We start from the raw sequence: 24877 nt of genomic DNA on the forward strand, positions 1-24877 counted from the left end.
CCGCCGGAACCAGTTCCCGGAATCGAGTGTGAAGCGCCTCATCGACGGGTTGTGCCAAACCACTATCGGCCTGGCACATTTCCGAGACCAATCGCAGCTATCCAGGAGTAAGTAACCGCGTTCACTCATTTCGAGTACTGGTCCTGGGGAAGTGCTGATGCGCACTCGATTTCGCTGTCTCGTCGCGGCCGGGCTCGTTATGGCCGCCACCCTGCTGCTGGTCCCGGGTGCGGGGCGCACCGCGCCGGAAGCGCACACGGGTGTACTCGGTGACGACTTTCTCTGGGGTGTGGCGGAATCCGGGTTTCAATCCGAAGGTCAGTCACCGGACAGCAATTGGAGCCGTTACATCGAAGCCAATCCCGGGTGGGATCGGCTCGGGGATTCCGTCGATTTCCGGGACCGGTTCCGATCCGATATCGCCCTGGCGAAGAACCTCGGCGTCACGGTTTTTCGGATCGGGGTGGAATGGGCGCGGCTGGAACCGCAACCGGGGGTGTGGGATCCGGCCGCCTTCGCCTACTACGACGAGGTGGTCGGGGCCATTGTGGCGGCCGGTATGCGGCCCATGCTGACCCTGGATCACTGGGTGTATCCGGGCTGGGAGGCCGATCGGGGTGGTTGGGGCAATCCCGGCATGGTGACGGACTGGCTCACCAACATGCGCAAGGTGGTCGACCACTTCGCGGGACGCGACCCGATCTGGGTGACGATCAACGAGCCGGTCGCCTACATCGTGCACGAGGTGCAGTTGAACGGGACCGACGCCGATCAGATGCTGAGCCGGGTGGCGCAGGCGCACAACGACATCTACGACTACATCCATCGGGTGCAGCCGAACGCGTTGGTGACCAGCAATGTCGGGTACGTCGCGGGGGCGGAGTCACAGGTCAACGGGCCGCTGATGGCGCTGATCGGGGCCCGGCTGGATTTCGTCGGCATCGACTACTACTTCGGTGACGGACCGCCCGGCGGTTCGGGCGGCATGTGGGATCTGCCGGTCCATCCCGAGGGGATCTATTTTGCGCTGCAACACTATTCGCAGATGTTCCCCGGAAAGCCGCTGTGGATCGTGGAGAACGGCATGCCGACCGAGAACGGGCAGCCCCGGGCGGACGGCTATACCCGCTCACAGCATCTGCGCGACACCGTCTACTGGTTGCAGCGCGCAAAGACCGACGGCATGGACGTCATCGGCTACAACTACTGGAGCCTGACCGACAACTACGAGTGGGCTTCCTACACACCGCGATTCGGTCTGTACACGGTGAATGTCCGTACCGATCCGGCCCTGACTCGCATCCCCACCGACGCGGTCGACACCTACCGGGACATCATCGCGCAGGACGGCGTGGCGACCGACTACCTGCCGGTGCGTCCGCCCGCCGCGTGCGAGCTGGTCGATCCTCCGGCCAGTTGCGTCGCCCCGGTCACCGCCCCCTGAGCTGTTCGATCTGAGTTCGACTGAGCTGCTGGGCTTTTCGCAGGTGCCGCACGATCACCTCGAGTTCGTCGTCGGTGTGTTCGCCGAGCATCGCTTGCCAGCCCACACCGAGTTCACCCCAGACCGCGGCGATGTGGGCGAGTCGCTCGGGCACCGGGGTGACCAGTACCCGGCGGCGGTCGTGCGTGTCGGGGACGCGGGCGACGTAGCCGCCGCGCTCGAGCCGGTCGACCAGGCGGGTGGCCGAGCCGGTGGTCAGCCCGGTCATATCGGCGATCTGTTTCACCGTGAGCGCTTCGGGCTCGGCGGTCAGCAGGCTCAGCGCCTGCACGTCGGTGGGGTGCAGGCCGAGCCGGTCGGCGAGGGCCTGGTTGAACAGCGTGTAGGCCGCCATGTAGCGGCGGGATTCGTTCGAGACTTCCTCGTACAGCGCGCGCCGACGCTCGGATGTCATCCAGATCACACTCCCAATCAGCTGCGCGGCGCAGCGATTCCGATTAGATTGCTGCGTGACGCAGTTAATGCGCCACACAGCAGATCTTACTAGGAGAACCCTCGTGCTCACCATCGCGGTTACCGGTGCCACCGGCGCCCAGGGCGGCGCTACCGCCCGCGCCCTGCTCACCCAGGGCCACCAGGTCCGCGCCCTCACCCGCTTCCCCGACTCCCCGTCCGCCGTCGCCCTGCGCGAGCTCGGCGCTCAGGTCCGCTACGCCGACTTCGAAGATCGCGAATCTCTCGATGCCGCACTCGCAGAAGCCGATTCCCTCTTCGCGGTCACCACTCCGTTCGACACCGACACCTCCGTCGAGACCCGCCACGGCAGGACCCTCATCGACGCCGCGGTCGCCACCGGTATCGGCCACATCGTCTTCAGCTCGGTCGCGCACGCCGACCGCGAGACGGGTGTCCCGCACTACGACAGCAAGTTCGCCATCGAGCAGTACCTGCTGGCCTCGGGCGTGCCGTGGACGGTCATCGGCCCCGCCGCCTTCATGAACAACTACACCACCGGCTGGACCCTCGACGGCCTGCGCACCGGCACCTTCTCCTGGCCCATGCCGTCCGACCGGTCCTTCACCCTCATCTGCCCCGAGGACATCGGCGCCTTCGCCGCCCACACCCTCGACCGCCGCGACGAATTCTTCGGCCGCCGCATCGACATCGCCGCCGACGAACTCACCCCCGCACAGATCGCCGCCGCCCTCACCGGAGCCCTCGCCATTCCGATTGCGCACCAGAGGGTTCCACTCGAATACGTCCGCAGCCGCTCGGAGGACCTGGCCGCGATGTTCGACTACTTCACCACGGTGGGCCTCGACGTCGACGTCCCCGGCCTACGCCGCGACTACCCCACCATCGCCTGGACCACCTTCGCCGACTGGGCCGCCCGCCAGGACTGGCCCACCCTGCTGGCCGCCACCCCCGCCGCCCACTGACCGCCGACTACGACGGCAATCCGGTTGGGGCGCTCGCGGGTAGGCGCACGTGGGCCGCGGCCACGGTGGTGGATTGGGCGGAATTCAGGACGGTCAGTCCGGCGGTGAGGGCGGAACCGGCTGTGGTCCAGCTGATTCCGGCGGGCTGGGTGGTCAGGACGACCACCAGGTAGCGCAATGGCTGGTCAGCAGCGGCGGCCACAAGTCCGGTGGTGTTCATGGTCGTGGAGGCGTTCATCATCATCCAGCCCTGTTTGACCGCGGTGGGGACGCCGGGGAAAGCGCTGGGGATACCGAAGGACTGGTCGGTGCCGTCGGCGGCGATGCGGGTGGTGTGACGTAGGCCGTTCAGGATGACCTGTCGGTCCGGTTCCGGGACCACGGTGGTGAGGTAGCGGTAGACCGCGACGACATCCGCCGGGGTGGTGCGGGTTTCACCCCATTCGGCGGAGTCGTCCGGGGGCTGGGTGCCGGTGAGGCCGATCAGGTCGATCATCCGGCTCACGATCGCGGTGCCGCCGCCCGCGCTCCACAGCTCGTCGGCGATATCGTCGTCACTGGTCGCGAGCATCTGCTCCAGCCGGGCCGGGTCGGCCGAGTCCGCTTGCCGCCCTTGCCCGTGCAGGGCATCGAGCGCGATCAGAATCTTGACCACCGACGCGGTGTAGAACTGCCGATCGGCGGCGAGGGCCGCGACCACGGCGCCCGTGCCGGTATCGATGACGTCGATACCGACCTCGGTGCCGGGGGACGCGTCCTGGATCGCGGCTTGCATCTGCCGGGCCAGTTCCGCGGGCGGCACCGTGGACCACACGGGGTTCACGGGTGCGGCCGATGCGTCGACGGGTATCGCCTGAACCGCGGCGAAGGTGAGCAGGCCTGCCAGGACACCCAGCTGCCACGGCCGGGACGCGGGCCTGGGGCGCGCGACCGCGCCGGCGGTATTCGTCTGCATGAGTAGTGCTTTCGGGCTACGGGGTCGCGAGGCCACCGTTCGTGCCCTCTGTTCAGGGCTGCGGCACTGCACGACATCTCCCGTTACCCGGGAAGTCACCTGACTGATTGAGGCAGTAGCTTTACACCACCCGAATGGGAAGTCAATCGGTGTGACCGCGATTACGCCCGGTCAGCCGCGGCCGAGTTGTACCGCCTTGACCACCAACAGAATCGCGCCGATCACCAGGTAGCCGCGCAGTGCCAGCATGCCGAGTTTGGTGCCCGCGGACCAGGTCACCGGTTCGAGCAGGGCCAGGGGCGGCATCCGCCAATGTTCCTTCTCGGACCGGTCGAAGGTGGGGGCCGGTGCGGGCGCGGGGGAACGTCGTTGCAGGAAGCGCAGCACCCCTACCGTCACCACCGCGAGCACGACCAGCGCGACAACCAGGTATTCGGAGGTCCTGACCACGTCCAGATCCGGGAACAGGGTGGTGGCCATCAGGATCCCCGACAGCAACAGCAGAACCGCGACGATGACACCGGCCACGATATTGAGCCAGGTCTTGTTCACCCACGGCCCCAGCACCTGCGGGTCGTTGCACAGCAGCAGCAGGAACACGCTCGCACTCGGCAGCAGCAGTCCGGCCAGCGCCTGCACGGCCGTGGTGATAAGACCCAGGGGCGCACCGGGAATCAGCACGATGGCGGCGGCCACGGCCACCATGGCGATGTAGGACAGGTAGAACTGCTTGGCGTCCTTGAAACCGCGATGCAGCGAGTGCTTGATGCCGAAGACGTCACCGAAGGCGTAGCTGGTGGCCAGCGTGACCGCCGCCGCGCCGATGATCGAGGCGTCCAGCAGCACGATCGCGAAGATCGACCCGAGCCCGTGGCCGAGGTTGCCCAGCAGGTGCGCGATGCCGCCCGCGTCGTCGAACTTCCCGACCGCGTCGTTGGCGCGCGCCGCGTAATCGGCGGTCATCACCAGCGCGGTCGCGCCGAGCACCACGACGAACGCACCGAGGGTGGTGTCGACGCGCTCGTACCCGATGAAGCGCGGCGTGATGCGCTTGTCGACGATATTGGACTGCTGGAAGAACAGCTGCCAGGGCGCGACCGTGGTGCCGACGATCGCGATGATCAGCAGCACGGCATCGGAACTGATCCCGCCGGAGATGCTGGGCACCACGAAAGCCTTTGCCGCCCGGCCCCAATCGGGATGCGACAGCAGCAGCAGTGGAATCTGCAGCAGGGTGATGGCGATGAACACGAACATCGCGCGCTCCCAGCGCCGGAAGCTGCCCGAGGCCATGATGACGACCAGCGCCACCGCGGCGGTCGGGACCACGATGTACTTGGAGATGCCGAAGTACTCCGCGGCCAGGCTGACACCGATGAACTCGGTGACGATGGTGAGGAAGTTCAGGATGAACAGGTCACCGACCGAGAACCAGCCCCAACCGCGGCCGAACCGCTCGTTGATGAGCCGGGCATGCCCGACACCGGTGACCGCGCCGAGCCGAACCACCATCTCCTGGTTCACGATCAGCACCGGAATCAGCAACAGCAGCACCCACAGCAGGCTGTAACCGTAGTTCTGCCCGGCCTGGGCGTAGGTGGCCACGCCACCGGCGTCATTGTCGCCGACCATGACGATCAGGCCCGGCCCGACGATCGCCAACAGCGTCGCCATCCGGGTCTTGAAGCTGCGCGAATGCTCGGTATCGCCGAGCTTGATCTTGCCGAACGCGCCTTCGATATCACCGACGTGCGCCGAATCCAGCACGGCGGACTGCCGATTCGCGGCGGGGGACCGGGTCGGTGCGGCGGCCGCGGGCTGCGGGAGTTCCGAACCCGGTGGCACCGGGGGGTTTTCGTGAGTGTTCGTCATAGCTGTGCCGCGCCGTTCGAGTTCTGGTTCGGGGTCTTACCGGTCGAGGCGGGCTCGCGCACCGGCCGCGGTGCGGGCTCGCGGCGACGCCAGTCCTCGGGAATGATGTCCTCGAGCACGTCGTCGACGGTGACCACACCGAGCACGCGATCCTCGTCGTCGACGACCGGCAGCAGGTAGAGGTTGTAATCCGCCATCAGCAGCGCGATATCGGTGAGGTCGGCCTCGGGCCCGATGCGCACCGGGTCGGCGTCCATGATCTCGGCGATCGCCCGCCCCGGTTCCGCCTGCAACAGCGCGATCACCGACACCACGCCGACCAGCTGCCCGCCCTCGACCACGTGCATCTTCAGCAGCGCCTCGGGCTGCAGTGCGGACGCCGCCGCCACGATCGACAACGCTTGCGACACGGTGGAATTCGGTGCGCAGGAAACGAAATCCACATTCATGAGCCCGCCCGCGCTGTCGGGATTGAACCCCATCAGCGTGATGACCTTGACGCGCTGACCGGCAGGCATCAGATCCAGTACCCGGCGGCGACGCGACTGGCGCAGTTCGAGGATGGAGTCCGCCGCGTCGTCGGCGCGCATGCGGCCGAGCAGGGCCGCGACCTCGCCGTCGGACATGGAGTTCAGGATCCGGCTGGACTGATCGGAATCCAGCTCCTCGAACACGTCGGCCTCGAGTTCCGGATCGCCGTGCACCTGGTCGAGGATCTCGCCGCGCTCGTGCTTGTCGGCATCCTCGAGCAGGTCGGCGAGCTCGGCGGGCTTGAGCCCGCGCAGCCGAACGCTGATGCCGCGCGCGGTCTGCGACCCGCTGTGCCCGATGAGCGGTTCGAACGCCTTCCAATCCCGCGAGGCGTGGCCGCCGGAGGATTTGATCAGTCCGAAGAACCGGGCCGGACGGCGGGTGTCGAGCCGGGCCAGCACCCAGCCCTCGGCGGTCTCGTCGAGTTCGACATCGTAGGCGCGCACCAACTCCGCGGCGGCGACGTCGATCAGGCGGTGCCCGAGGATGTCCGCGTTCAGCAGCACCTCGCCGTCACGGCGCTCGAAGGAGCGCAGGTCGACCTTGTTGACCGCCAACACGATTCGATCGGCGCCGAACTCGCGGATGCGCTCGGCCGAGACGAACACCTGCCGCCCGCCGACGCCGACCACCACACCGCTGATCGGCGGATAGGCGTCGCCGCCGGTCAATCGCACGATCAAATCGTCTACGCGGCCGATGGATTCGCCGGATCCGGCGATCACGGGAGACTTCAGCAGCTGCGACAGATGGAGGGTCGCGGCGGGTTCCGGTATCGGCCGCGGTGTGGCGTCGGTCATATGCACTCCTGTCTCGGCGTCTCCGGCGAACCGGGGACTACAGCCTCACCCTGCACCGTGGCCGGTGCCAACACTCGAATTCTGGCTCAACGGACGGTATCGAACAGGACAACGAAACACCTCAATCGACAATTGTCCGAATTGACTTAACAAACTCGTTGGTGTCAAGCTGTGCCCCGTAATAAGCACCTCGCTAGGCGAGGCTCCTGCGCGAACACAGGCCACTGATCCGACGACGTCGAGAGACGCCCAGGATCAGGACAGGTTTCCCCGGATTAAGGGGTCACCCCAAGTGGCTTCCCAGGCAATGGGATACGTCGCACAGTGCCGAAGCTCTGACGAGAGAGGTGCCCACCCGATTCGGTCTTCTACCTGGGTGGACTCCTCGTGTGCACACGTGCTGGCGCCCCCGTGCGCCCCGGCCGCAAGGAGGTGAGGAACGACAGTGCCATCCGGCGATAGTCCGCATCCCAGTCCCTCGTTCCCCGCACTCGTTTGCGGGTGGAAACACGCCACACGAGCCTGACAAATTCACGAACCCTTTTTACGCGACCGCATGCTGTCCGCTGCGCGGCCGTGTAATTCGTGCTGGCCATTTCACCCCCATTCGAATTCATCGTCCCCCTGAATTTCGAAGGTTTTTATCCCGATGAGGAAGCTCACCGCTTACACCCTGGCCGCCGCTACCGCTCTCGGCGTCGTGGCCTGCAACGCACAGGACGCCAAAGCCGATCCGGCACCGGCGAATCCCGGCATCCACTGGACCACCCGGGTGGTCGACAAGTCCGTCGTGCTGACCACCGACCTGGGCTCGCTGACCACCCAGGACGGCCAGTTCCAGGTCCGTGACACCACCGGCGGGCTGGTCACCCAGTTCCCGCTGAGCTGGCTCGACAACGCGGGCGCGCACCCGATCACCGCCCGGATCGACGGCAACACCGCCACCCTCACCCCGAACCTGGATCCGGCCGCCGTCACCCCGGCCCCGGCCCTCCCGGCCCCGGTGGCCAAAGACATTGCCAGCCAGGCCGATCAGGACGCCGCCTTCTCCGCCGCGGTCAACCAGTTCGGCATCATCACCTCCATGGGCACCATGGTCGGCACCCTCGTCGGTGGCGTCGCGGGCTGTGCCATCGGCGCCGCCGGCGGTGCCATCGCCGGTGTCGTGATCATGTCGGTGCCGACCGGCATCGCGGGCTGCGTCGCCGGTGCCGCCATCGGCATCCCACTCGGCGCCGCGGCCGGATTGGTGTTCACCGGCGTGCCCGCCGCCATCGCGGTCGGCATCGGCCTGGCCCAGCGCCTGACCGCACCGGACTCCACCCCGGCCCCGGCTGCCCCCGCCGCCGCGACCGCGTAGTGGTGGGCCGATTGCGCCGGCGTGAAAGCCGCACCGGCGCAATCGGATTCCGTAAAGATGCGATCGACGGCTCTTGACTTGCGGCTTCCGAGAGGTTCACACTTCTGGAGTCAGCACCTCGCTAGGCGAGGCTCCTGTACGAACACAGGCCACTGATCCGACGACGTCGAGAGACGCCCAGGATCAGGACAGGTTTCCCCGGATTAAGGGGTCACCCCAGGTGGCTTCCCGCACAGCGGGATACGTCGTGCAGTGCCGAAGCTCTGACGAGAGGGGTGCTCGCCCACCGTTTTCCGGTGCGGCATTCACCCCTTGCGTACTGGCCCAACCGTATCGGCGCCCGCGTGCGCCTCGGCAGCAGGGAGGTGAGGGACGAAAACATGAACGACGACGATCCTTATCCGAGTCCGGTTCGAGCAATCATTTCGTTCCCAGCTCGCTGCGGCCTTCCGAACTCCTGACAGACCGAGCTCGAAGTTTCCACCCCATCGGGGTGACTTCGGCGTGTCCTTGTCATGCCCGGAAACGCTTGTGGCAGTTGGCTTCACCCCCAGGAGCCAGTCATGGCCGTCATCGCATTCCCTCACCGCGACACCATCTCGATGCCGGTGTCCCTGATCAAACTCATCCGCCGGATCCGTATGAAGGCCCGGCTGACCGATCAGGAGCGCCACTACATGGCGGCGGCTCGCCCCCGAGCCGCCCTCTACACCGCCTCGCTGGGCGGCCACCCCTACCACTGGTGACAGGTCATGACTTTCTTCTCCAACGGCGACAGCCGTCATTCCACCGTCGCGGACAACCCGAATCCGGGTGCCGTCATGGACAGCGCGCACGTCGGCGACATCGTCGGCGCGCTGGGCCGCGTCGGGCAACACGACACCACCGAAGGCCGCACCCGCTGGCAGCGTTTCCGCATGTTGCTGGCCATCATGGGCCCGGGTCTCATCGTCATGGTCGGCGACAATGACGCAGGTGGCGTCGCGACCTATGCGCAGGCCGGGCAGAACTACGGCATGGCCCTGGTCTGGACGCTGGTGCTGCTGATCCCGGTGCTCTACGTCAACCAGGAAATGGTCGTCCGGCTCGGCGCGGTCGCCGGGGTCGGCCACGCCCGCCTGATCTTCGCCCGGTTCGGGAAGTTCTGGGGCGCGTTCAGCGTCGGTGACCTGTTCATCGTCAATGCCCTGACCATCGTCACCGAGTTCATCGGTGTGTCCTTGGCGCTCAACTACTTCGGGCTGCCCAAGGGGATCTCGGTGCCGTTGGCCGCGGTATTGCTGTTCGGCGTGGTCGCGGGCGGCTCGTTCCGCCGTTGGGAGCGTTTCCTTTTCGCGCTCATCGCGGTGAACATCGTGCTGTTCCCGCTGGCGTTCATGGTGCACCCGAGCGTGAAAGACACCGCACACGGGCTGATTCCATCGTTCCCGGGCGGGCTGGACTCGACGCTGCTGCTGCTCATCGTGTCGATCGTCGGCACCACCGTCGCGCCCTGGCAGCTGTTCTTCCAGCAGTCCAACATCGTCGACAAGCGGATCACCCCGCGCTGGATCAAGTTCGAGCGCGTCGATCTGTGGATCGGCATCGCGGTCGTCATGGCCGGTGCCGTGGCCATCATGGCCGCCGCGGCCTTCGGTCTGGCGGGCACCGACGCGGTCGGCAACTTCACCGACGCGGGCGCGGTCGCGCAGTCCCTGCACGACAACATGGGCAAAACGGTGGGTGCACTGTTCGCGATCCTGCTGCTGGACGCCTCGCTGATCGGCGCCAATGCCGTCGGCCTGGCCACCACGTACGCCCTCGGCGACACCCTGGGTAAGCGGCACTCACTGCATTGGAAGATCACTGAGGCGCCGGTGTTCTACGCCGGTTACGCGGCCCTGCTGGCCGTGGCCGCGGCGGTGTCGTTCAGCCCCGACCACGTGCTGGGCCTGCTGACCCAGGGCGTGCAGGCGCTGGCCGGTGTCCTGCTGCCCTCGGCCACGGTGTTCCTGGTACTGCTCTGCAACGACAAGGCCGTGCTGGGGCCGTGGGTGAACACGGTGCGCCAGAACATCATCGCGGGCATCATCGTGTGGTCGCTGGTGCTGCTGTCGCTGGCCCTGACGGCAGCGACCTTCTTCCACGACCTGAGCACCATGACCCTCGAAATCGGGTTCGGCGTGGGCGCCCTGGTGGGCATCCTCGGCGGCGTGGCAATCGCGTTCGCCCACAACAGGTCCGGTCGCAGGAAGGCCGAGATCACCGCGGCCGAGCTGGGCGGACTCGACCCCGACCAGGTCGAGGAACTCGACTCGACCCCGCTCACCAAGGCCGAGCGCAAGGCCATCCTCGAGGCCGACCGGGAAAGCTTCCGCACCCCGGCGCTGGACACCCTCGAACGCCCCGCACTCTCCACCGGACGCATGGCGGGCATGATCGCACTGCGCGGTTATCTGCTCATCGCGGTAGCCCTGGTCGGCGTGAAGATCTTCCAGCAGATCACCGCCTAGCAGCCCTCGCCCCGGTCGCGCGGTGCGGCCTAGGCAGGGCGGGACCGCTAGATTGGTGATCGTGTCGGCAGCGCCTTTGGAAGCGGTCAAACAGACCATGAGGACTCGCTGGCCGCTGTATCTGGCATCCATGCTCGCGGCCAACGCGTTCGGTGCTGTGCTGGTGTGGGCGTTTATTCAGTACGGGTTGCCGGTTCCGGCGAACGGGAACAGCGCCACCCGGCAGACGGGGCTGTTGATTCCGACGGTCGTGTTGCTGGTGGGTGGGTTCCTGAGTGTGACGGCGTCGGCATTGATGCTGCGGCCGGTGATGCGGTGGCAGGTGCGAGGTGGGCCGCCGTCGCGGCAGGAGCAGATGGCGGCGCTGCACGCACCGTTGCGGCAGTCGATCGTGCACCTGGTGTTGTGGCTGATCCTCGGTGGCGTGCTGGCGTCGCTGATCATCGTGCGGACCCCGGAGATGGCGGCGGCGGTGATCGTCACCGAATGCATGGCCGCCACCATCGTTTTCGGCTTCACCTACATGCTGGGCGAACGCATTCTGCGGCCGGTCGCGGCGGAGGCCCTGACCACGGGCGCCTTCGACCACACGCTGACGGCCGGCGTCGGCACCCGGATGGCGATGACCTGGGGCATGGGCACCTTCGCCCCGACCATTGCCATCGTGCTGCTGTGCGTCACCCAGATTTCTTCTCGCGTCCAGTTTTCCGCGCAGTCGCTGGCCGTCTCGATTCTCCTGTTGTGCGGTGTGGTGATCATGCAGGCGCTGGCGCTTTCCATGCTCACGGGTTCTTCCATTTCCGATCCGATCCGCCAGCTCAGCCAGGCCATCGACCGGGTGCAGGAAGGCGCGCGGGATGTGCAGGTGGAAGTCTTCGACGGTTCGGAAATCGGGCTGCTGCAGGTTGGCTTCAACCGCATGATGGGCGAGGCCGCGAAACGGCGGGAACTGCAGGAATTGTTCGGCCAGCACGTGGGTGAGGAGGTCGCGCGCCGGGCGCTGGAGTACGGCACCGAACTCGGCGGTGAAACCCGATTCGTGGCGGTCTTGTTCGTGGATATGGTCGGTTCCACCGCGACCGCCGCGGAACGCCCACCGACCGAAGTGGTCAGCCTGCTCAACGAGTTCTTCCGGGTTGTGGTGGATGTCATCGACCGCCACCACGGACTTATCAATAAATTCATGGGCGATGCCGCACTGGCCATCTTCGGTGCGCCGCTGGACCGTCCGGACGCCCCGACCGCGGCCCTCGCCGCCGCCCGTGAGCTGCGCGAAGCCCTGCGCGAGGTGGTCGGGCTGGATATCGGTATCGGGGTTTCGGCGGGCCTGGCGGTGGCCGGGAATATCGGTGGCGCGAATCGCTTCGAATACACCGTGATCGGTGATCCGGTGAACGAGGCCTCGCGGCTCACCGAACTCGCCAAGGATCGCCCCGGACGCGTCCTGACCTCCTCGAGCGCACTTTTTTTCGCCGACGAGAACGAGCAGCTGCATTGGCAGACCGGTGAAGAGGTGCAGCTGCGCGGTCGTCGCCGCAAAACCCGGCTGGCCTGGCCGTCGGAAAGCGTCGACCCTACTGATGCAGACGAGGCGGCGGCTAGTTCGTTAGGCTGACGGCGTGACGGCCCATGGTGACCTGGCCGGCGAACCTGCGCCGCCCGCGAGTAACTCGCATCGTGGCAGGTTCTGGTGGGTCAAATGGGTTCTCGGTATCGCGCTCGTCGGGCTGCTGATTTCCGAGGGCGTTTATCTATATCCGCGCCTGCACGAATCCTGGAAGAACCTCACCGAAATCCATTGGGGTTGGGTCGCCGCCTGCATCGTGATGGCGGCGCTTTCCATGAGCGGATTCGGCCGCATCCAGAAACAGCTGATGCACGCCGGCGGCGTCGAGGTGAGCCAGCGCAAATCGGTGGCCGTGGTGTACGGCGCGACCGGTATGTCGCTGACCCTGCCCGCGGGCCAGGTGTTCTCGGCCGCCTTCACCTACCGGCAGACCCGGCGCTGGGGGGCGAGCCCGATCCTGGCGTCCTGGCAGCTGGTGATGTCGGGCGTGGTGGCGGCGGGCGGGCTGGCCCTGCTCGGCCTGTTCGGCGCGGTCCTGGCCGGGGACCGGGTGGGCCCGCTCAAGGTGATCCTGACGCTGGGCGCCATCGCCGTGCTGGTCGGGGCCGTCAACTACGTGTCCCGGCATCCGGGCGGCGTGGAGGCGTTGCTGACCCGAATCCTGCACGGGGTGAACCGGATTCGCCACAAGCCCGCCGATACCGGGGTGGAGAAGGTCGGCGAGATCCTCGCGCAGCTGGAGTCGGTGGATCTCAACAAGCGTGACGGCGCCTGGGTTGTGCTGTGGGCGTTGATGCATCGGCTCGCCGATGTCGCGTGCCTGGGTTTCGCCTGCTACGCGGTGGGTGCGGACCCGCGCTGGGCGGCGCTCATGTTGGCGTTCGCGGCCGGCAAGGCGGTCGGCACCATTCCGTTGGCGCCGGGCGGCATCGTCTATGTGGATGCGACGCTCATCTATTCGCTGACCGTGGCGGCCGGGCTGCCCGCGTCGCAGGCCGTGGCCGCGGCCTTCCTCTACCGCCTGATCAGCTTCGTGCTGGTGGCGATCGTCGGCTGGATCGTCTTCCTGTTCCTGTTCCGCAAGCCGCAGGCCGATGACGCGGAGCTGGAAAAGGAATTCGAGGAGCGCGGCAATTCATTGGTCACCGACCGCCGCCGCACCCCACCGGCAGATTCGAACGGCACCGCCCCGGTCTAGGTCACGCGGGAAAATTCTTCGATTGCCCAGGTGACAACCGATTCGGTGACGTTCGGGGTAACTCACCGGGTACGCCCAGAATTGTTTCGGCTCCCAAGGCAGGTACGGATACGAGAGCGGTAGCGGCACTGAGTTGTCCGCTGAAGTCCCGGGGAGGCGGGGGAGCTACCCTGTGGCGCGTGAGGAAACTGGTGCCGTTCGCCGTGGATGTCGTGCTCGTGGTGTTCTTCTGCGTGCTCGGGCGGCGCAGTCATGACGAGGCCACGCTGGGCGTGGGTCTGCTGCGTACCTTCTGGCCGTTCGGCACCGGGCTGGTGCTGGGCTGGGTGATCGCCGTCGCGGTGGCGTCGGGCCGCGAGGGGGTCAGCGCGGCACGGCGTTTCGATGGCCGCGCCTGGTGGCCGACCGGGGTGATCCTGTGGCTGAGCACGCTGATCGGCGGCATGCTGCTGCGGGCCGTGTCGGGCCAGGGGGTCGCGTTCAGCTTCGTCCTGGTGGCCGCGACCTTCCTGGCCCTGTTCCTGATCGGCTGGCGCGCAGCGGTTCAGATCCTGCGCGCCCGCTAGTCCGGCGAGGCCAGCGACTGCAGCAGTCGCGCGGCCACGCGGGCGGTGAGGTCGCCGCTGTCCGGATCGTCGATGTGGATGGCGAAGGCCAGGTCACCCATGGTGGCGATGAGCCAGGCGCTGTTGCCGGTGGTCGCCCCGAAGGCCTGCACGTCGCGATAGCGGTTGAGGGCGGCCATTTCCGGCGCGCCGACCCCGTCGTGCAGCATGGCCCGCAGCCGGTCGGTGGCGCCGCCGGGCAGTGCGGCCAGGTCGGCCTCGGTGGTGGCGGGCTGGCCGATGGTGATCATCGGCTTGGGCACCTGACCGTTGGCGATGGCCGCCGCCGCGATGGCCATGCCCCAGGGGCTGGCCAGCAACGAGTCCGCCGCATTGCCGCGGCCGACATTTTCGGCGGCGTTCTTGCCGGTGGGCAGGCGACCGGTGGTCTCCTCCAGGCCGGGCACCTTGAAGTCGATGCCGATGCCGAGCAGGCTGGCCGCGTCCGCCGCGTCGCCGACCGAAACATCCTGCGGCGCTTTGTTCTTGGTGACCGCGGCGACATTCTTGAACAGTTCGATCATGCCGCCGACCGGGTAGAGCCCGGTGAAGGCGATATTGCCGCGCTCGCTGGCCTGGCTGTTCTGCGCGGCCGCGACGATCGCGCCACTCGACGGCTGGATGGCCACGATGGAGGTGGGCGAGCCGGTGCTCACCACCGCGTCCTCGGCCGCGCGCTGCAAACGCTGGTCCATGGTGGCGGGAATGTCGGGTCCGGGCGGGACCTGCTCGCCGGCCAGCTGGGTGACGAAGGTGCCGTCGGGTTCGAAGAGCTGAACTCCCCAGCCGGAGTGCGCGTCCCGATTGTCGCTCCACACCTTGCCGAAGGCGTCGAGCAGCGGCGACCAGATGCGGCGGTCGGCGGCGATCAGCTTGGGCTGCTTCTCCATCACCACGCCGGGGATGGGCGCCATGCGCGGTTGCAGGATATTGAAGTCGCCGTCGCGCAGGTTCACCGCGACGATGGGTTTGCCCTGCGCGGCCGAGAGCTGTTGCAGCAGTGCCGGTCCGTCGATGAGCGGGGCCACGGGCGCGATGGCGGCGCCCAGCGCGTTGGTGGAGGCGACCGGGTCGGTGATCTTGGCCGGGTCCAGTTTGATGACGTTGATGGTCTGCTCGGTCATCAGCGGCTGCCCGACGATGTCGTTCACCTTGGGCGAGGGCTGCGCCGAGGTGCGCACCAGTTTGGCGCTGCGCTTGGCGTCGAGTTGCGGCATCACCAGGGCCGGATCCCACGAGATGCGCCAGCCCACACTGAGTTTGCGCACGGTGCCGTTGAGGTCGTATTTCCAGTCGCGCTTGTCGCCGAAGTTCCAGGCGCCGGTCATGGAGAAGAGACCAGTCGTACCGTCCAGTCCGATGTACTGGGTCATGTGGTAGTCGGGCTTGCCCGGATCGAGGCCCTCGAAAACTTGCTTCAGCGTTGCCGAAGCCCCGGCCGGGTAGGACGTCAGTCGCGACGCCCCGTCATAGTCCTTCTTGTCGATCAGCGTGGTGAACCGTTCGACCACCGCCTCCGCACCCGACGATCGCTCCCGAACTCCACATGACCCCATCGCGATAGCGACGGCCGCCACACCCGCGAGTGCGATCGCACCCCGTACCCGGAAGCGGCGGGATCCCCACACATCCATATCGCCCACTCTTCACTCTGGCCACAACAGCAACAGGTCCACGGTACCGCGCGCCTATCGCCCGCGGCTCCACCTTTCCACCAGGCGTGCTTGTTCTGAGCACCACCATAGTGCCGAAATCGTTCGGCAGTGACCACTTACATGATCACCGGTCGGTTACAGCCCTGGCGTATTCGAGACTCGGGAGACCGTTCGGTTCTCACTGGTGACAGGCATGCGAGCGGTTCCGGCGCGAGCCCGCGAACCCCGTTCTCCCAGAGCGGAACCCACGGCGGCTGATTCGACGTAACGTTGTAATCAGCATTACAACTCCATGCAGTAAGTGAGAGTGACCAACATGAGACACGGACATCGCGGACCCGGTTTCGGACGCACCGGCGGCTGGCAACAAGCCGACCTTCCCGACGCCTCGGACGCCGCCGACTGGTTCGCTGGTCGTTTGCCAGCCGACTGGTTCACCGGTCCCGCAACCCTCGAGATCGATCGCGACGAGATCGTCGTGGTCGGCGAACTCCCCCTCCCCACAGCCGAACCCGCCGACGCCGCCCCCCAGGACGCGCCCCCGGCCGGCGTCCCGCAGGCCACCCGCGAGGGCGTCATCGCCCGCTTCCGGGAGACCACCCGCCCCGCTCGCATGCAGATCGCCCAGGAGGCACAGGCCCGTTACGGCCGCAATGTGGCCTGGGGCATCACGGTCGACGGCGAGCGAATCATGTTCACCCACCTGGCCATTCCGGTCATGACCCGGCTGCGCCAGCCCGAGCGCAAGGTGCTCGACACCCTCGTCGACGCCGGCGTCGCCCGCTCCCGCTCCGACGCACTGGCCTGGACGGTCAAGCTGGCCGGCAAGCACGCCGAGGCCTGGCTGGAGGAATTGCGCTCGGCCATGAGCAAAGTCGATGACCTCCGTTCCGAGGGACCGACCGGCCTGTAGGCCGTGGCCCGGGCCGTAGAGTGGGCCACATGCCTGCAACCGGTCCGATCCTGGTGCTCAACGGCCCGAACCTGAACATGCTGGGCACCCGCCAGCCCGAGGTGTACGGCTCGGACACCCTCGACGACGTGGTGGAACTGTGCCGCAAGACCGCGGCACGGTTCGACCGGGAGATCGTGGCGTTCCAGTCCAATCACGAAGGGGCGCTGATCGACCGGATCCATGCCGCGCGCGGCATGGAATCGGCGATCGTCATCAATCCGGGCGGCCTCACCCACACCTCGGTGGCCCTGCGCGACGCGCTGGTGATTCCCGAGGTGCCGATCGTGGAGGTGCACATCAGCAATGTGCATGCCCGCGAGGAGTTCCGGCACCACTCCTATGTCTCCCCCATCGCCACGGCCGTGATCGCGGGCATGGGGATCCAGGGCTACGCGGCGGCCATCGAGTTCCTTGCCACCCGCTGACGCTCAGGCGTCCGCGGGCACCGCGCTCATGAGCTCGTAGGTGGACACCGCCGTGCCCGCGTCGGCGCTGGCGGCGACGGCCTTGCGCCAGAATGCCTGTGCCGTGTGCGAGAGGGTCGCGTCCACGCCGACCTCCTCGCTGGCGTCGATGATGTGCTGCGCGCCCGCGTCCATCATCTTCAGCCCGGCCACATCGGCCCAGCCGCCGTTCTGGTTCTCCACCGAGAACTGCTCCATGAAATAGGGGAAGGCGGCATTCGACCGCACCGCGAACGGCACGAACTGCGCGATGTCGTGCCCGGACCGCGCGATCATGGCCGTCGCCTGGTCGAAGGCCAGCAGCCACGGATGGAAGATGGTGAGCAGGCCCTGGTAGAAGACCTGGGCCAGACCGTCATCCGCGCCCAGGTATTCCTGCGGGCTCAGCGGGCGCAGCAGTTCGGCGTGCGCGTCGAACACCTCCCGCGGACCGCTGTAGAAGATGTAGGACGCCGGGTGCTCGATATTGTTGCCCGCCGACATGACACCGCCGGACAGGAATTCGGCCCCGCGCTCGCGCACCCAGGCCGCGCCCTCGCGGGCCTTCTCGGGCGAATCGGACGAGAGATTGGCGATGACCTTGCCACGCAGGTGATCCGCGGCCGGACCCAGCACGTCGTACATGGCGGCGTAGTGGGTGAGGCTCAGGATGATGACCTCGTTGGCGTCCAGCGCCTCGGCGACCGTGTCCACCTTGCGCGCCCCCAGCTCGACCATGTCGTCGGCCTTCCCGGGACTGCGGTTCCAGACGGTCACCTCGACCCCGTCCTTCAGAAAGGCCCGGACCATGGCCCGGCCCATCGGGCCCAGCCCGATGACGGTGACGGATCGACGCAGTTCAGACATGGTGTTACCCCTTCGATTTCGGCTCTTCGGTACAGCGCGCTGAAGTCGAGAGTGCCCGCGCTCGCTGGCCTCGGGAAGACCGCACGTTCGGGTGGGGTTGCTTACCTGGAGGTTCGAAATCTGGTCAGGAGGGCGCGATGAGTACCGAGGGTGACACGGCTAACACGGTGTGCGGCATGTCCGTGGCCATCGATGTGGTCGGCGGCAAATGGAAGATGCACCTGATGTGGGTGCTGGCCGAGGGGCCGCAGCGCTTCGGGCAGATCCGCCGCCTGCTGCCCGGCGTCAGTGAGAAGGTGCTCGCCGAGAACCTGCGCCAGATGGAGGCCAGCGGCGTCGTGCATCGCGAAATCTTCCCGGAAATCCCGCCGCGCGTGGAGTATTCGTTCACCGAGCTGGGGCGGGATCTGAGTGTGGCGTTGCGGCCGCTCGAGGAGTGGGGCGACCGCAACCGCGACCGGGTGCTCGGCCGCCCGCTGACCACCGCGGTCTGATCCGACGCTCAGGCCTCCCCGATCCGCGCACCGACCCGCGCCAGCAGTGCGGCGGCGTTCGCCATGCTGCGGGCCGGGTCCGGTTCCAGCTCGGAAAGCGCGTAGGCGGTGGTGAATCCGGCCGCGCGCACCTGTTCGGGGGTGAGCTGGATGCGGCCCGCGACCGCGATGATCGGCACCCCGGCCGCTCGCGCCGCCAAACCGACGCCCAGCGGCGCCTTCCCCGACAGGCTCTGCTCGTCGAGGGAGCCCTCCCCGGTGACGACGAGGTCGGCGTCGGCCAGCTGGGCCGGGAAGTCGATCAGGTCGAGCACCAGCTCGATACCGGATCGCATGCGCGCACCCAGCGCCGCCAGCGCCCCGAATCCGGTGCCGCCCGCCGCGCCCGCGCCCGCCTTGTCGGCCCATTCGGGACCGAGCACGGCGGCCCAATTCTTCAGTGCCGCTTCCAGATCCGCGACCTGTTCGGGACTCGCGCCCTTCTGCGGACCGTAGACGGCGGCCGCGCCGTTGGAGCCGAGCAGTGGATTGTCCACATCGCTGGCGAGGGTGAACGTCGCATCGGCCAGGCCCGGATGCAGGTCGCTGCGGTCGACGTGCACCGCGCGCGCGAGTGCCGCACCGCCGCAGGGCAATTCGTTGCCGTCCACATCGAGGATGCGCAGCCCGAGCGCCTGCAGCAGGCCGGCGCCACCGTCGGTGGAGGCGCTGCCGCCCAGTCCGAGCACGATGTCGCGCGCGCCCCGGTCCAGGGCGTCGCCGATCACGTCGCCCACGCCGTAGGTGCTGGCGTGCAGGGGATCCGCCTGTCCGCCGGGCAGTTTCGTGATGCCGCTGACCGCCGCCAACTCCACCACCGCGGTCCGCCCGCGCACGGCGTAGGAGGTGCTCACCGGTGCGAGGGTCGGCCCGTAGCTCTCGACCTCGACGCGCTCCCAGCCCGCCGCCACGAACGCGTCGACCGTCCCGTCCCCGCCGTCCGCGATCGGGGCCTGCCGCACCCGGGTTTCCGGCGCCACCTCGGCGATCCCCGCGGCGAGTGCGGCGGCCACCTGTGCGGCGGTGAGGGAGCCCTTGAACTTGTCCGGGGCGAGCAACACCCGGCGCGACCGTGGGTTCGTCATCCCTACAGTGTGCGCAATGGTGTGGGAAGCGACACGCCCGGAGCCACCCTTCACGTATTCGGACAAATAGCCGCCGCGGGCGCACTAACGTCGGACCCATGTCGAGTGAGTCGATCGAGGTCCGCAAGAACGCCGCATTGGACCGGTTCGAGTTGTACGTCGACGGATACCTCGCCGGTGTCACGGCCTACCAGGACACCGCCAATGAGCGCGCCTTCGTGCACACCGAGATCTATCCACAGCACGAGGGCCTGGGTTACGGCCGCAAGCTGGTGCAGGGGGCGCTGGATCAGACCCGAGACGAGGGGTTCGGCATCCTGCCGCTGTGCCCGATGGTGCACCACTTCGTCGAATCCCGGCCCGAATACCTGGCATTGGTGCCGCAGTGGTCCAGGCAGCGCCTGAACCTGCCGCAGAGCTGAACTCGGATCAGTAGGCCTTGACAGCGCCGTCCAGCGCGGATTGCAGTTCGTCGCGCACCACCCGGGTGATCTCGGCGGGCTTGGCGGGCAGTTCCGGCACCGGCACGCCGAAGTAGAAGCTCGCCGAGTTCGCCTCTTCCTTGGTGGGCTCCACCGCGGGATCCGGGCGCGGCCCGTAGCTCAGCCCGAGACTCACCAGCACCGGCTCCGCCCCGAGCTTCTTGGCCCGGAAGGCGATGTGCCCGATGCCGCTTCCGACCTGCTGCACCTGGGCGGGGTCCACGTCATTGCAGGTGCCCTCGGGGAATACCGCCACCCCGTCCCCGCGCGCCATGCGTTCGGCGCAGATGTCGATCATGCGCTGCCCGGCCGCGTTCACCGCGCGCAATCCGTGGTCCTTGCCGCGAAAGACCGGAATGCCGCCCATCATGTCGATGCGGGCGCGCAGCTTCGGTTCGATGAACAATTCGTCCTTGGCCAATACCCGGGTGTGCCCGATGACCGGCCGCAACGCGCTGCGCCAGGCCGCGGCGGCGACGGTGTACGGATCCAACTGCGAGAGGTGATTGACCGCGATGAGCAACGGTCGGCGCTGGGAGATCAACTCCCGCAGCCGTTCCCGTGCCCCGGGCGCGTAGCTCACCCGCGGCCGGTAGCGACGCCCCAACAGCCAGTAGGCCGCCCGCGCCTTCAGCAGATTCTGCTGGTGGTCGCGATAGAAGTCGTACACGGCATCGCTGTTCTCGAGGATCACCTCGGGACGTTCCATATCGCCACCCTAGCTACCAACCGCAAGGTATGCGGGACAAGTTTTTCGGGCTCCGGAACGGCTCGTCACGGCACAAATGGGTAACCAGCAAATTATGCAACGCAATTAGCCTGTCTCAGTGCGATGATGGCGTAGTGGCACGCGCAGAGGAACACGGTGACCGTTCTCGACGCGAATTCCGGCATGAGGACCAGGTAGTTCGCCCTGGCACCCTGCTGGTGTCCGCAACCGATCTCGTGGAGCCGTCCTTCCGACGGTCCGTGGTGTACATCCTCGAGCACAATGACGGCGGCACCTGGGGTGTGGTGCTCAACAAACCCAGCGATACCGCCCTGCACGATGTGCTCCCCTCCTGGTCCGAGCTGGCCTCCGGGCCACGCGCCCTCTATATCGGCGGACCGGTGAAACGCGATGCGGCACTGTGCCTGGCCACCATCAAGGTCGGCGCATCCATCGCGGGTCTGTCCGGGGTACGGCGGGTCGACGGCCGGGTGGCCCTGATCGACCTGGATTCCGACCCCGACCAGATCGAGCACCTGGTCGAGGGCGTCCGGGTCTTCGCCGGTTACGCCGGATGGACCTTCGGCCAGCTGGAAGGCGAACTGGACCGCGGCGATTGGATCGTCCTGTCGGCGCTGCCCACCGACCCACTCGCGGGCCGCGGCGACCTGTGGGCGCAAGTCCTACGCCGGCAACCCCTCCCGCTCTCGCTGCTGGCCACCCACCCGATCGAGCTCGAACGAAACTGAACCGTCGGAACGTCTGTGTCGTGGTGGATGCGGAGGTGAGCGATGCCGGAGGATCAGGCCGCTTTGCTCCGCGCGCTGTACGACGAGCACGCGGCGGCACTGTGGCGCTACACCTACGGGTTGGTCGGGGATCCGGGTCGGGCCGAGGACATCGTGCAGGAGACGCTGCTGCGCGCGTGGCAGCGGCCCAATGTGCTGGATCAATCGACGAGCTCGGCGCGCGCCTGGCTGTTCACGGTGGCCCGTAACCTGGCTGTCGACGAACATCGCAGCGCGCGCAGCCGGCGTGAATTCCGCACCGACCATCCACCGGAGGTGCCCGAACCGGACAAGACCGATCGGGCATTGGACGGGTGGCTGGTGGCGGACGCGCTGGCGCGGCTGAGCATCGATCACCGCGACGTGATCGTTCGTGCCTATTACCGGGGGCTGTCCACGCACCAGATTTCGGAGGAGCTGGAGATCCCGGAGGGCACGGTCAAGTCCCGTATGCACTACGGCATGCGGGCATTGCGATTGGTGCTGCAGGAGATGGGGGTGACGAGATGACCGAGGGCCATGAGCTGTGCGATGGCTACACCACGTGGGATGGCGCGTATGTGCTCGGTGCTCTCGCCCGGGACGACCGCCGCGAGTACGAGGAGCATCTGACGGGATGCGAGGCGTGCCGCACGGCGGTGGGGAAACTGGCCGGGCTGCCGGGACTGCTGGCCCTGGTGGATGCGGATACCGCGCTGTCGGTTGCGGCGCAGGAGGATCCGCCCGCCTCCGTGCCGCCACCGCCCGAGCGGCTGCTGCCGACCCTGGCGGAGCAGGCGGCGAAACGGCGGCGCCGGGGGCGATGGTGGTCGATCGGCGGATCCGTGGCGGCGACGGCCGCGGCGGTGATGATCGCGGTGCCGGTGACGGCGAATGTCGCGCGTGACGCGGGCCCGGCGATCGTGCAGCAGGTGGTCGCGCAGGGGCCGCTGAAGCCGCAGACCGACACCCCGATCCAGGCCACCTTCAAGGTGAGCACGATCAACGGCCAGACCCGGGTGGACATGTGGTGCCAGTACCCGCCCGCCACCGACAAGGACGATGCCTCGTACATGTGGACGCTGTCGCTGTGGGTGACCCGCGATGACGGCGTGCAGTCCAAGCTCGCGGAGTGGACGGTCAAGCCCGGACAGACGCTGACTCCGGACGGCACCACCTCGGTGTCGCCGGAGCAGCTGAAGACGGTGGAGATCCGCAATATGTCGGGGAAAGTCCTTCTCGCGGCGGGTATCTGAGCGGTCAGCGAGTCTTGCGGCGGATCACCTGGTCTTGCGGCGGAACGTCGTGGTGGACCAGAAGTAGCCGGCCACCCCGATCACCACGCACCAGCCGACCGCCAGAATCCCGTTGTGCCCGATCCGTCCGCCCATGAGCAGTCCGCGCAGGGTTTCGGTGATGGGGGTGAAAGGCTGGTATTCGGCGAACTGCTTCACTCCGGCGGGCATGGTGTCGGTGGGCACCAGGCCGCTACCCAGGAAGGGCAGGAACAGGATCGGCATCGGCATGTTCGAGGCGCTCTCCGGCGTCTGCGCGATCACGCCGAAGCCGACGCCCAGCCAGTTCAACGCGAACACGGTCAGGGCGATGAGACCGAAGGCGGCCAGCCATTCCAGGACATTGGCGTGCGGCCGGAAACCGATGGCCAGGGCCATGAGCGTCATGGCGATCACGCCCAGCATGCCCTGAATCAGGGTGCCCACCACCTGCCCGGTCAGGACCGAGGCGTGTGAGAAGCGCATGGTGCGAAAGCGATTGATGATGCCCTTGGTCATATCGGTGGCCATGCCGACCGCGACGCCCGCCACCATGTACGCCGGAATGATGAGCATCATGCCCGGCGTCAGATAGTCGATGTAGCGGCCGCCGGTGGCGGACTTCAGCGCTCCGCCGAACACGTAGTTGAACAGCAGCAGCAGGAACACCGGCATGATGATCAGCGAGAAGGTCATCGCCGGATACCGCTTGGCGTGCACCAGATTCCGACGCACCATGGTCCGCGAGTCGGTGAACGACATTGTCAGGGTGCTCATTTGGAGGTCTCCTTCTCGGGAGCGTGGCCACCGGTCAGGGCCAGGAAGACGTCGTCGAGGTCGGGGGTGTGCACGGACAGCCCGGCGGGTTCCACCCCGGCCGAGTCGAGGCGGTCGATGACCTCGCGCACAGAGCGCACCGCGCCGTCACTCGGGATGGCCAGCGTGAGATCGCCGTTGACCTGCGAGGCCGAGCCGAAAAGACTTGCGGCGGTTTCGAATTCGACTCGATCGCCGAAGTCCAGGCGGATGTATCCACCGGGCACCAGGCGCTTGAGCTGATCCGCGGTGCCCTCGGCGACCAGGCGGCCCTGATGCAGCACCGCGATGCGGTCGGCCAGTTGGTCGGCCTCCTCCAGGTACTGGGTGGTCAGGAAGATGGTGACGCCGCGCGCGGTGAGGCGGCGGATGACATCCCACATGGCCCGGCGGCTGCGCGGGTCCAGACCCACGGTCGGCTCGTCGAGGAAGATGATGCGGGGATCGCCGACCAGGGTCATGGCCAGGTCGAGACGTCGCGTCATGCCGCCGGAGTAGCTGGAGGCGATCTTGTCCCCGGCCTCCTCCAGATCGAAGGTGGCGAGCAGTTCGGCTGCGATCCTGCGGGTTTCGGCGCGCGGCAGGTGGTGCAGGTCGCCCATGAGAATGAGGTTCTCGCGGCCGGTGAGCAGTTCGTCGACCGCCGAGAACTGGCCGGTGACACCGATGACCGAGCGCACTCCGTCGGGCTCGGTGCCGGGATCGAAACCGCCGACGGAGATGTCGCCGCCGTCGGCGCGCTTCAGGGTGGACAGGATCTCGACCGTGGTGGTCTTGCCCGCGCCGTTGGGGCCGAGCATCGAGAAGACGCTGCCCTCGGGGACGGTGAAGTCGATGCGGTCGAGCACGATGTGCTCGCCGAAGGACTTGCAGAGGCCGGTGACCGCGATGGCCGCCGCTCCGGAATGTTTCGCTGCGGGGTGGTTCATTGCTCCCCTCTCTTTCATCAATACGTAGGCATGAATGCATGCGTCATCCAGGCCGTGACCGCCGAGGCGTGCGGTCAAAGTGCTGTTGTCCGGCTATTC

The 24877-nt window shown here is 67.3% G+C and carries 25 protein-coding genes and 2 riboswitches; of the genes, 15 read left to right on the forward strand and 10 right to left on the reverse strand.

Features of this window, described 5'->3' with window-relative positions; genetic code table 11:
• Positions 1-157 precede the first annotated feature (157 nt).
• Complete coding sequence (locus tag ACYVN4_RS13765) at positions 158-1444, forward strand: family 1 glycosylhydrolase (RefSeq protein ID WP_460720981.1); 1287 nt, start codon at positions 158-160, stop codon at positions 1442-1444.
• Here ACYVN4_RS13765 and ACYVN4_RS13770 read toward each other — a convergent pair.
• A complete protein-coding gene (locus ACYVN4_RS13770; protein WP_460720983.1) occupies positions 1431-1898 on the reverse strand; it encodes a MarR family winged helix-turn-helix transcriptional regulator in 468 nt (155 codons plus the stop codon). The genes ACYVN4_RS13765 and ACYVN4_RS13770 overlap by 14 nt on opposite strands.
• 103 nt (positions 1899-2001) lie before the next feature.
• On the opposite strand from ACYVN4_RS13770, the gene ACYVN4_RS13775 reads away from it, so the two are divergent.
• A complete protein-coding gene (locus tag ACYVN4_RS13775; protein WP_460720985.1) occupies positions 2002-2883 on the forward strand; it encodes an NmrA/HSCARG family protein in 882 nt (293 codons plus the stop codon).
• 7 nt (positions 2884-2890) lie between these two features.
• On the opposite strand, the gene ACYVN4_RS13780 is transcribed toward ACYVN4_RS13775, so the two are convergent.
• The 3 genes from ACYVN4_RS13780 to ACYVN4_RS13790 all read right to left on the reverse strand — a co-directional run bounded on the left by ACYVN4_RS13780 (position 2891) and on the right by ACYVN4_RS13790 (position 7041).
• Positions 2891-3838, reverse strand: a complete 948-nt coding sequence (locus ACYVN4_RS13780; RefSeq protein ID WP_460720987.1) for a serine hydrolase — start codon at positions 3836-3838, stop codon at positions 2891-2893.
• A gap of 171 nt (positions 3839-4009) precedes the next feature.
• Positions 4010-5605: an Nramp family divalent metal transporter gene (locus tag ACYVN4_RS13785; protein WP_460722637.1), complete on the reverse strand. Its 1596-nt coding sequence runs from the start codon at positions 5603-5605 to the stop codon at positions 4010-4012.
• 101 nt (positions 5606-5706) lie between these two features.
• The gene (locus ACYVN4_RS13790; protein ID WP_460720989.1) at positions 5707-7041 is read right to left on the reverse strand and encodes a magnesium transporter MgtE N-terminal domain-containing protein; all 1335 of its coding nucleotides are present in this window, start codon (positions 7039-7041) and stop codon (positions 5707-5709) included.
• Positions 7042-7223: 182 nt separating this feature from the next.
• Positions 7224-7395, forward strand: a riboswitch (M-box (ykoK) riboswitch).
• 295 nt (positions 7396-7690) lie between these two features.
• Here ACYVN4_RS13790 and ACYVN4_RS13795 point away from each other — a divergent pair.
• The 6 genes from ACYVN4_RS13795 to ACYVN4_RS13820 all read left to right on the forward strand — a co-directional run bounded on the left by ACYVN4_RS13795 (position 7691) and on the right by ACYVN4_RS13820 (position 14224).
• A complete protein-coding gene (locus ACYVN4_RS13795) occupies positions 7691-8401 on the forward strand; it encodes a hypothetical protein (protein WP_460720991.1) in 711 nt (236 codons plus the stop codon).
• 110 nt (positions 8402-8511) lie between these two features.
• Positions 8512-8683: riboswitch (M-box (ykoK) riboswitch) on the forward strand.
• Positions 8684-8964: 281 nt separating this feature from the next.
• A complete protein-coding gene (locus ACYVN4_RS13800; RefSeq protein WP_460720993.1) occupies positions 8965-9147 on the forward strand; it encodes a hypothetical protein in 183 nt (60 codons plus the stop codon).
• Between the two features lie 75 nt (positions 9148-9222).
• Positions 9223-10893: an NRAMP family divalent metal transporter gene (locus ACYVN4_RS13805; protein WP_460722639.1), complete on the forward strand. Its 1671-nt coding sequence runs from the start codon at positions 9223-9225 to the stop codon at positions 10891-10893.
• A 97-nt stretch (positions 10894-10990) separates the two neighbouring features.
• The gene (locus ACYVN4_RS13810) at positions 10991-12508 is read left to right on the forward strand and encodes an adenylate/guanylate cyclase domain-containing protein (RefSeq protein ID WP_460722641.1); all 1518 of its coding nucleotides are present in this window, start codon (positions 10991-10993) and stop codon (positions 12506-12508) included.
• 4 nt (positions 12509-12512) lie between these two features.
• Positions 12513-13658, forward strand: a complete 1146-nt coding sequence (locus tag ACYVN4_RS13815) for a lysylphosphatidylglycerol synthase transmembrane domain-containing protein (protein WP_460720995.1) — start codon at positions 12513-12515, stop codon at positions 13656-13658.
• A 179-nt stretch (positions 13659-13837) separates the two neighbouring features.
• Positions 13838-14224 (forward strand): DUF3054 domain-containing protein, encoded by a 387-nt coding sequence (locus ACYVN4_RS13820; protein ID WP_379358764.1) that lies wholly within the window; start codon positions 13838-13840, stop codon positions 14222-14224.
• Here the strand turns inward: ACYVN4_RS13820 and ACYVN4_RS13825 are convergent.
• Positions 14221-15897, reverse strand: a complete 1677-nt coding sequence (locus ACYVN4_RS13825) for an NTF2-like N-terminal transpeptidase domain-containing protein (protein WP_460720997.1) — start codon at positions 15895-15897, stop codon at positions 14221-14223. The two genes, ACYVN4_RS13820 and ACYVN4_RS13825, sit on opposite strands and share 4 nt — an antisense overlap.
• 337 nt (positions 15898-16234) lie before the next feature.
• On the opposite strand from ACYVN4_RS13825, the gene ACYVN4_RS13830 reads away from it, so the two are divergent.
• On the forward strand, positions 16235-16831 hold the full coding sequence (locus ACYVN4_RS13830; protein WP_460720999.1) for a hypothetical protein: 597 nt from the start codon (positions 16235-16237) through the stop codon (positions 16829-16831).
• Positions 16832-16860: 29 nt separating this feature from the next.
• A complete protein-coding gene (gene aroQ, locus ACYVN4_RS13835; RefSeq protein WP_460721001.1) occupies positions 16861-17298 on the forward strand; it encodes a type II 3-dehydroquinate dehydratase in 438 nt (145 codons plus the stop codon).
• 3 nt (positions 17299-17301) lie between these two features.
• On the opposite strand, the gene ACYVN4_RS13840 is transcribed toward aroQ, so the two are convergent.
• Entirely contained in the window at positions 17302-18183 is an 882-nt protein-coding gene (locus ACYVN4_RS13840; RefSeq protein ID WP_460721003.1) for an NAD(P)-dependent oxidoreductase, read from the reverse strand.
• Between the two features lie 137 nt (positions 18184-18320).
• Between ACYVN4_RS13840 and ACYVN4_RS13845 the strand changes: the two genes are divergently transcribed.
• On the forward strand, positions 18321-18677 hold the full coding sequence (locus tag ACYVN4_RS13845) for a winged helix-turn-helix transcriptional regulator (RefSeq protein WP_460721005.1): 357 nt from the start codon (positions 18321-18323) through the stop codon (positions 18675-18677).
• A gap of 8 nt (positions 18678-18685) precedes the next feature.
• Here ACYVN4_RS13845 and ACYVN4_RS13850 read toward each other — a convergent pair whose 3' ends face one another.
• Entirely contained in the window at positions 18686-19801 is a 1116-nt protein-coding gene (locus ACYVN4_RS13850) for a glycerate kinase (RefSeq protein ID WP_460721007.1), read from the reverse strand.
• A 98-nt stretch (positions 19802-19899) separates the two neighbouring features.
• Here ACYVN4_RS13850 and ACYVN4_RS13855 point away from each other — a divergent pair, with 98 nt between their 5' ends.
• Positions 19900-20223 carry a GNAT family N-acetyltransferase gene (locus ACYVN4_RS13855; protein WP_460721009.1) on the forward strand — a complete coding sequence of 108 codons (324 nt, stop codon included), beginning with the start codon at positions 19900-19902 and terminating at the stop codon, positions 20221-20223.
• Between the two features lie 7 nt (positions 20224-20230).
• Here ACYVN4_RS13855 and ACYVN4_RS13860 read toward each other — a convergent pair whose 3' ends face one another.
• Positions 20231-20992 (reverse strand): lysophospholipid acyltransferase family protein, encoded by a 762-nt coding sequence (locus ACYVN4_RS13860; RefSeq protein WP_460721011.1) that lies wholly within the window; start codon positions 20990-20992, stop codon positions 20231-20233.
• A 134-nt stretch (positions 20993-21126) separates the two neighbouring features.
• Here ACYVN4_RS13860 and ACYVN4_RS13865 point away from each other — a divergent pair, with 134 nt between their 5' ends.
• Genes ACYVN4_RS13865 through ACYVN4_RS13875 form a run of 3 tightly spaced genes read left to right on the forward strand, consistent with a single transcriptional unit; the run spans position 21127 to position 23015 of the window.
• The gene (locus tag ACYVN4_RS13865) at positions 21127-21741 is read left to right on the forward strand and encodes a YqgE/AlgH family protein (protein ID WP_460721013.1); all 615 of its coding nucleotides are present in this window, start codon (positions 21127-21129) and stop codon (positions 21739-21741) included.
• A gap of 42 nt (positions 21742-21783) precedes the next feature.
• Positions 21784-22290: a sigma-70 family RNA polymerase sigma factor gene (locus ACYVN4_RS13870; RefSeq protein WP_379358784.1), complete on the forward strand. Its 507-nt coding sequence runs from the start codon at positions 21784-21786 to the stop codon at positions 22288-22290.
• Positions 22287-23015, forward strand: coding sequence for a zf-HC2 domain-containing protein (locus ACYVN4_RS13875; protein ID WP_460721016.1), 729 nt, complete (start codon positions 22287-22289; stop codon positions 23013-23015). Before ACYVN4_RS13870 ends, ACYVN4_RS13875 begins: the two co-directional genes overlap by 4 nt.
• Positions 23016-23039: 24 nt before the next feature.
• Here the strand turns inward: ACYVN4_RS13875 and ACYVN4_RS13880 are convergent, their stop codons facing one another.
• Together ACYVN4_RS13880 and ACYVN4_RS13885 are read right to left on the reverse strand one after the other, a co-directional pair.
• A complete protein-coding gene (locus ACYVN4_RS13880) occupies positions 23040-23810 on the reverse strand; it encodes an ABC transporter permease (RefSeq protein WP_460721018.1) in 771 nt (256 codons plus the stop codon).
• Positions 23807-24778 carry an ATP-binding cassette domain-containing protein gene (locus tag ACYVN4_RS13885; protein WP_460721020.1) on the reverse strand — a complete coding sequence of 324 codons (972 nt, stop codon included), beginning with the start codon at positions 24776-24778 and terminating at the stop codon, positions 23807-23809. Before ACYVN4_RS13885 ends, ACYVN4_RS13880 begins: the two co-directional genes overlap by 4 nt.
• Positions 24779-24877: the final 99 nt, after the last annotated feature.

The sequence above is a fragment of the Nocardia heshunensis genome (genome assembly GCF_054782115.1).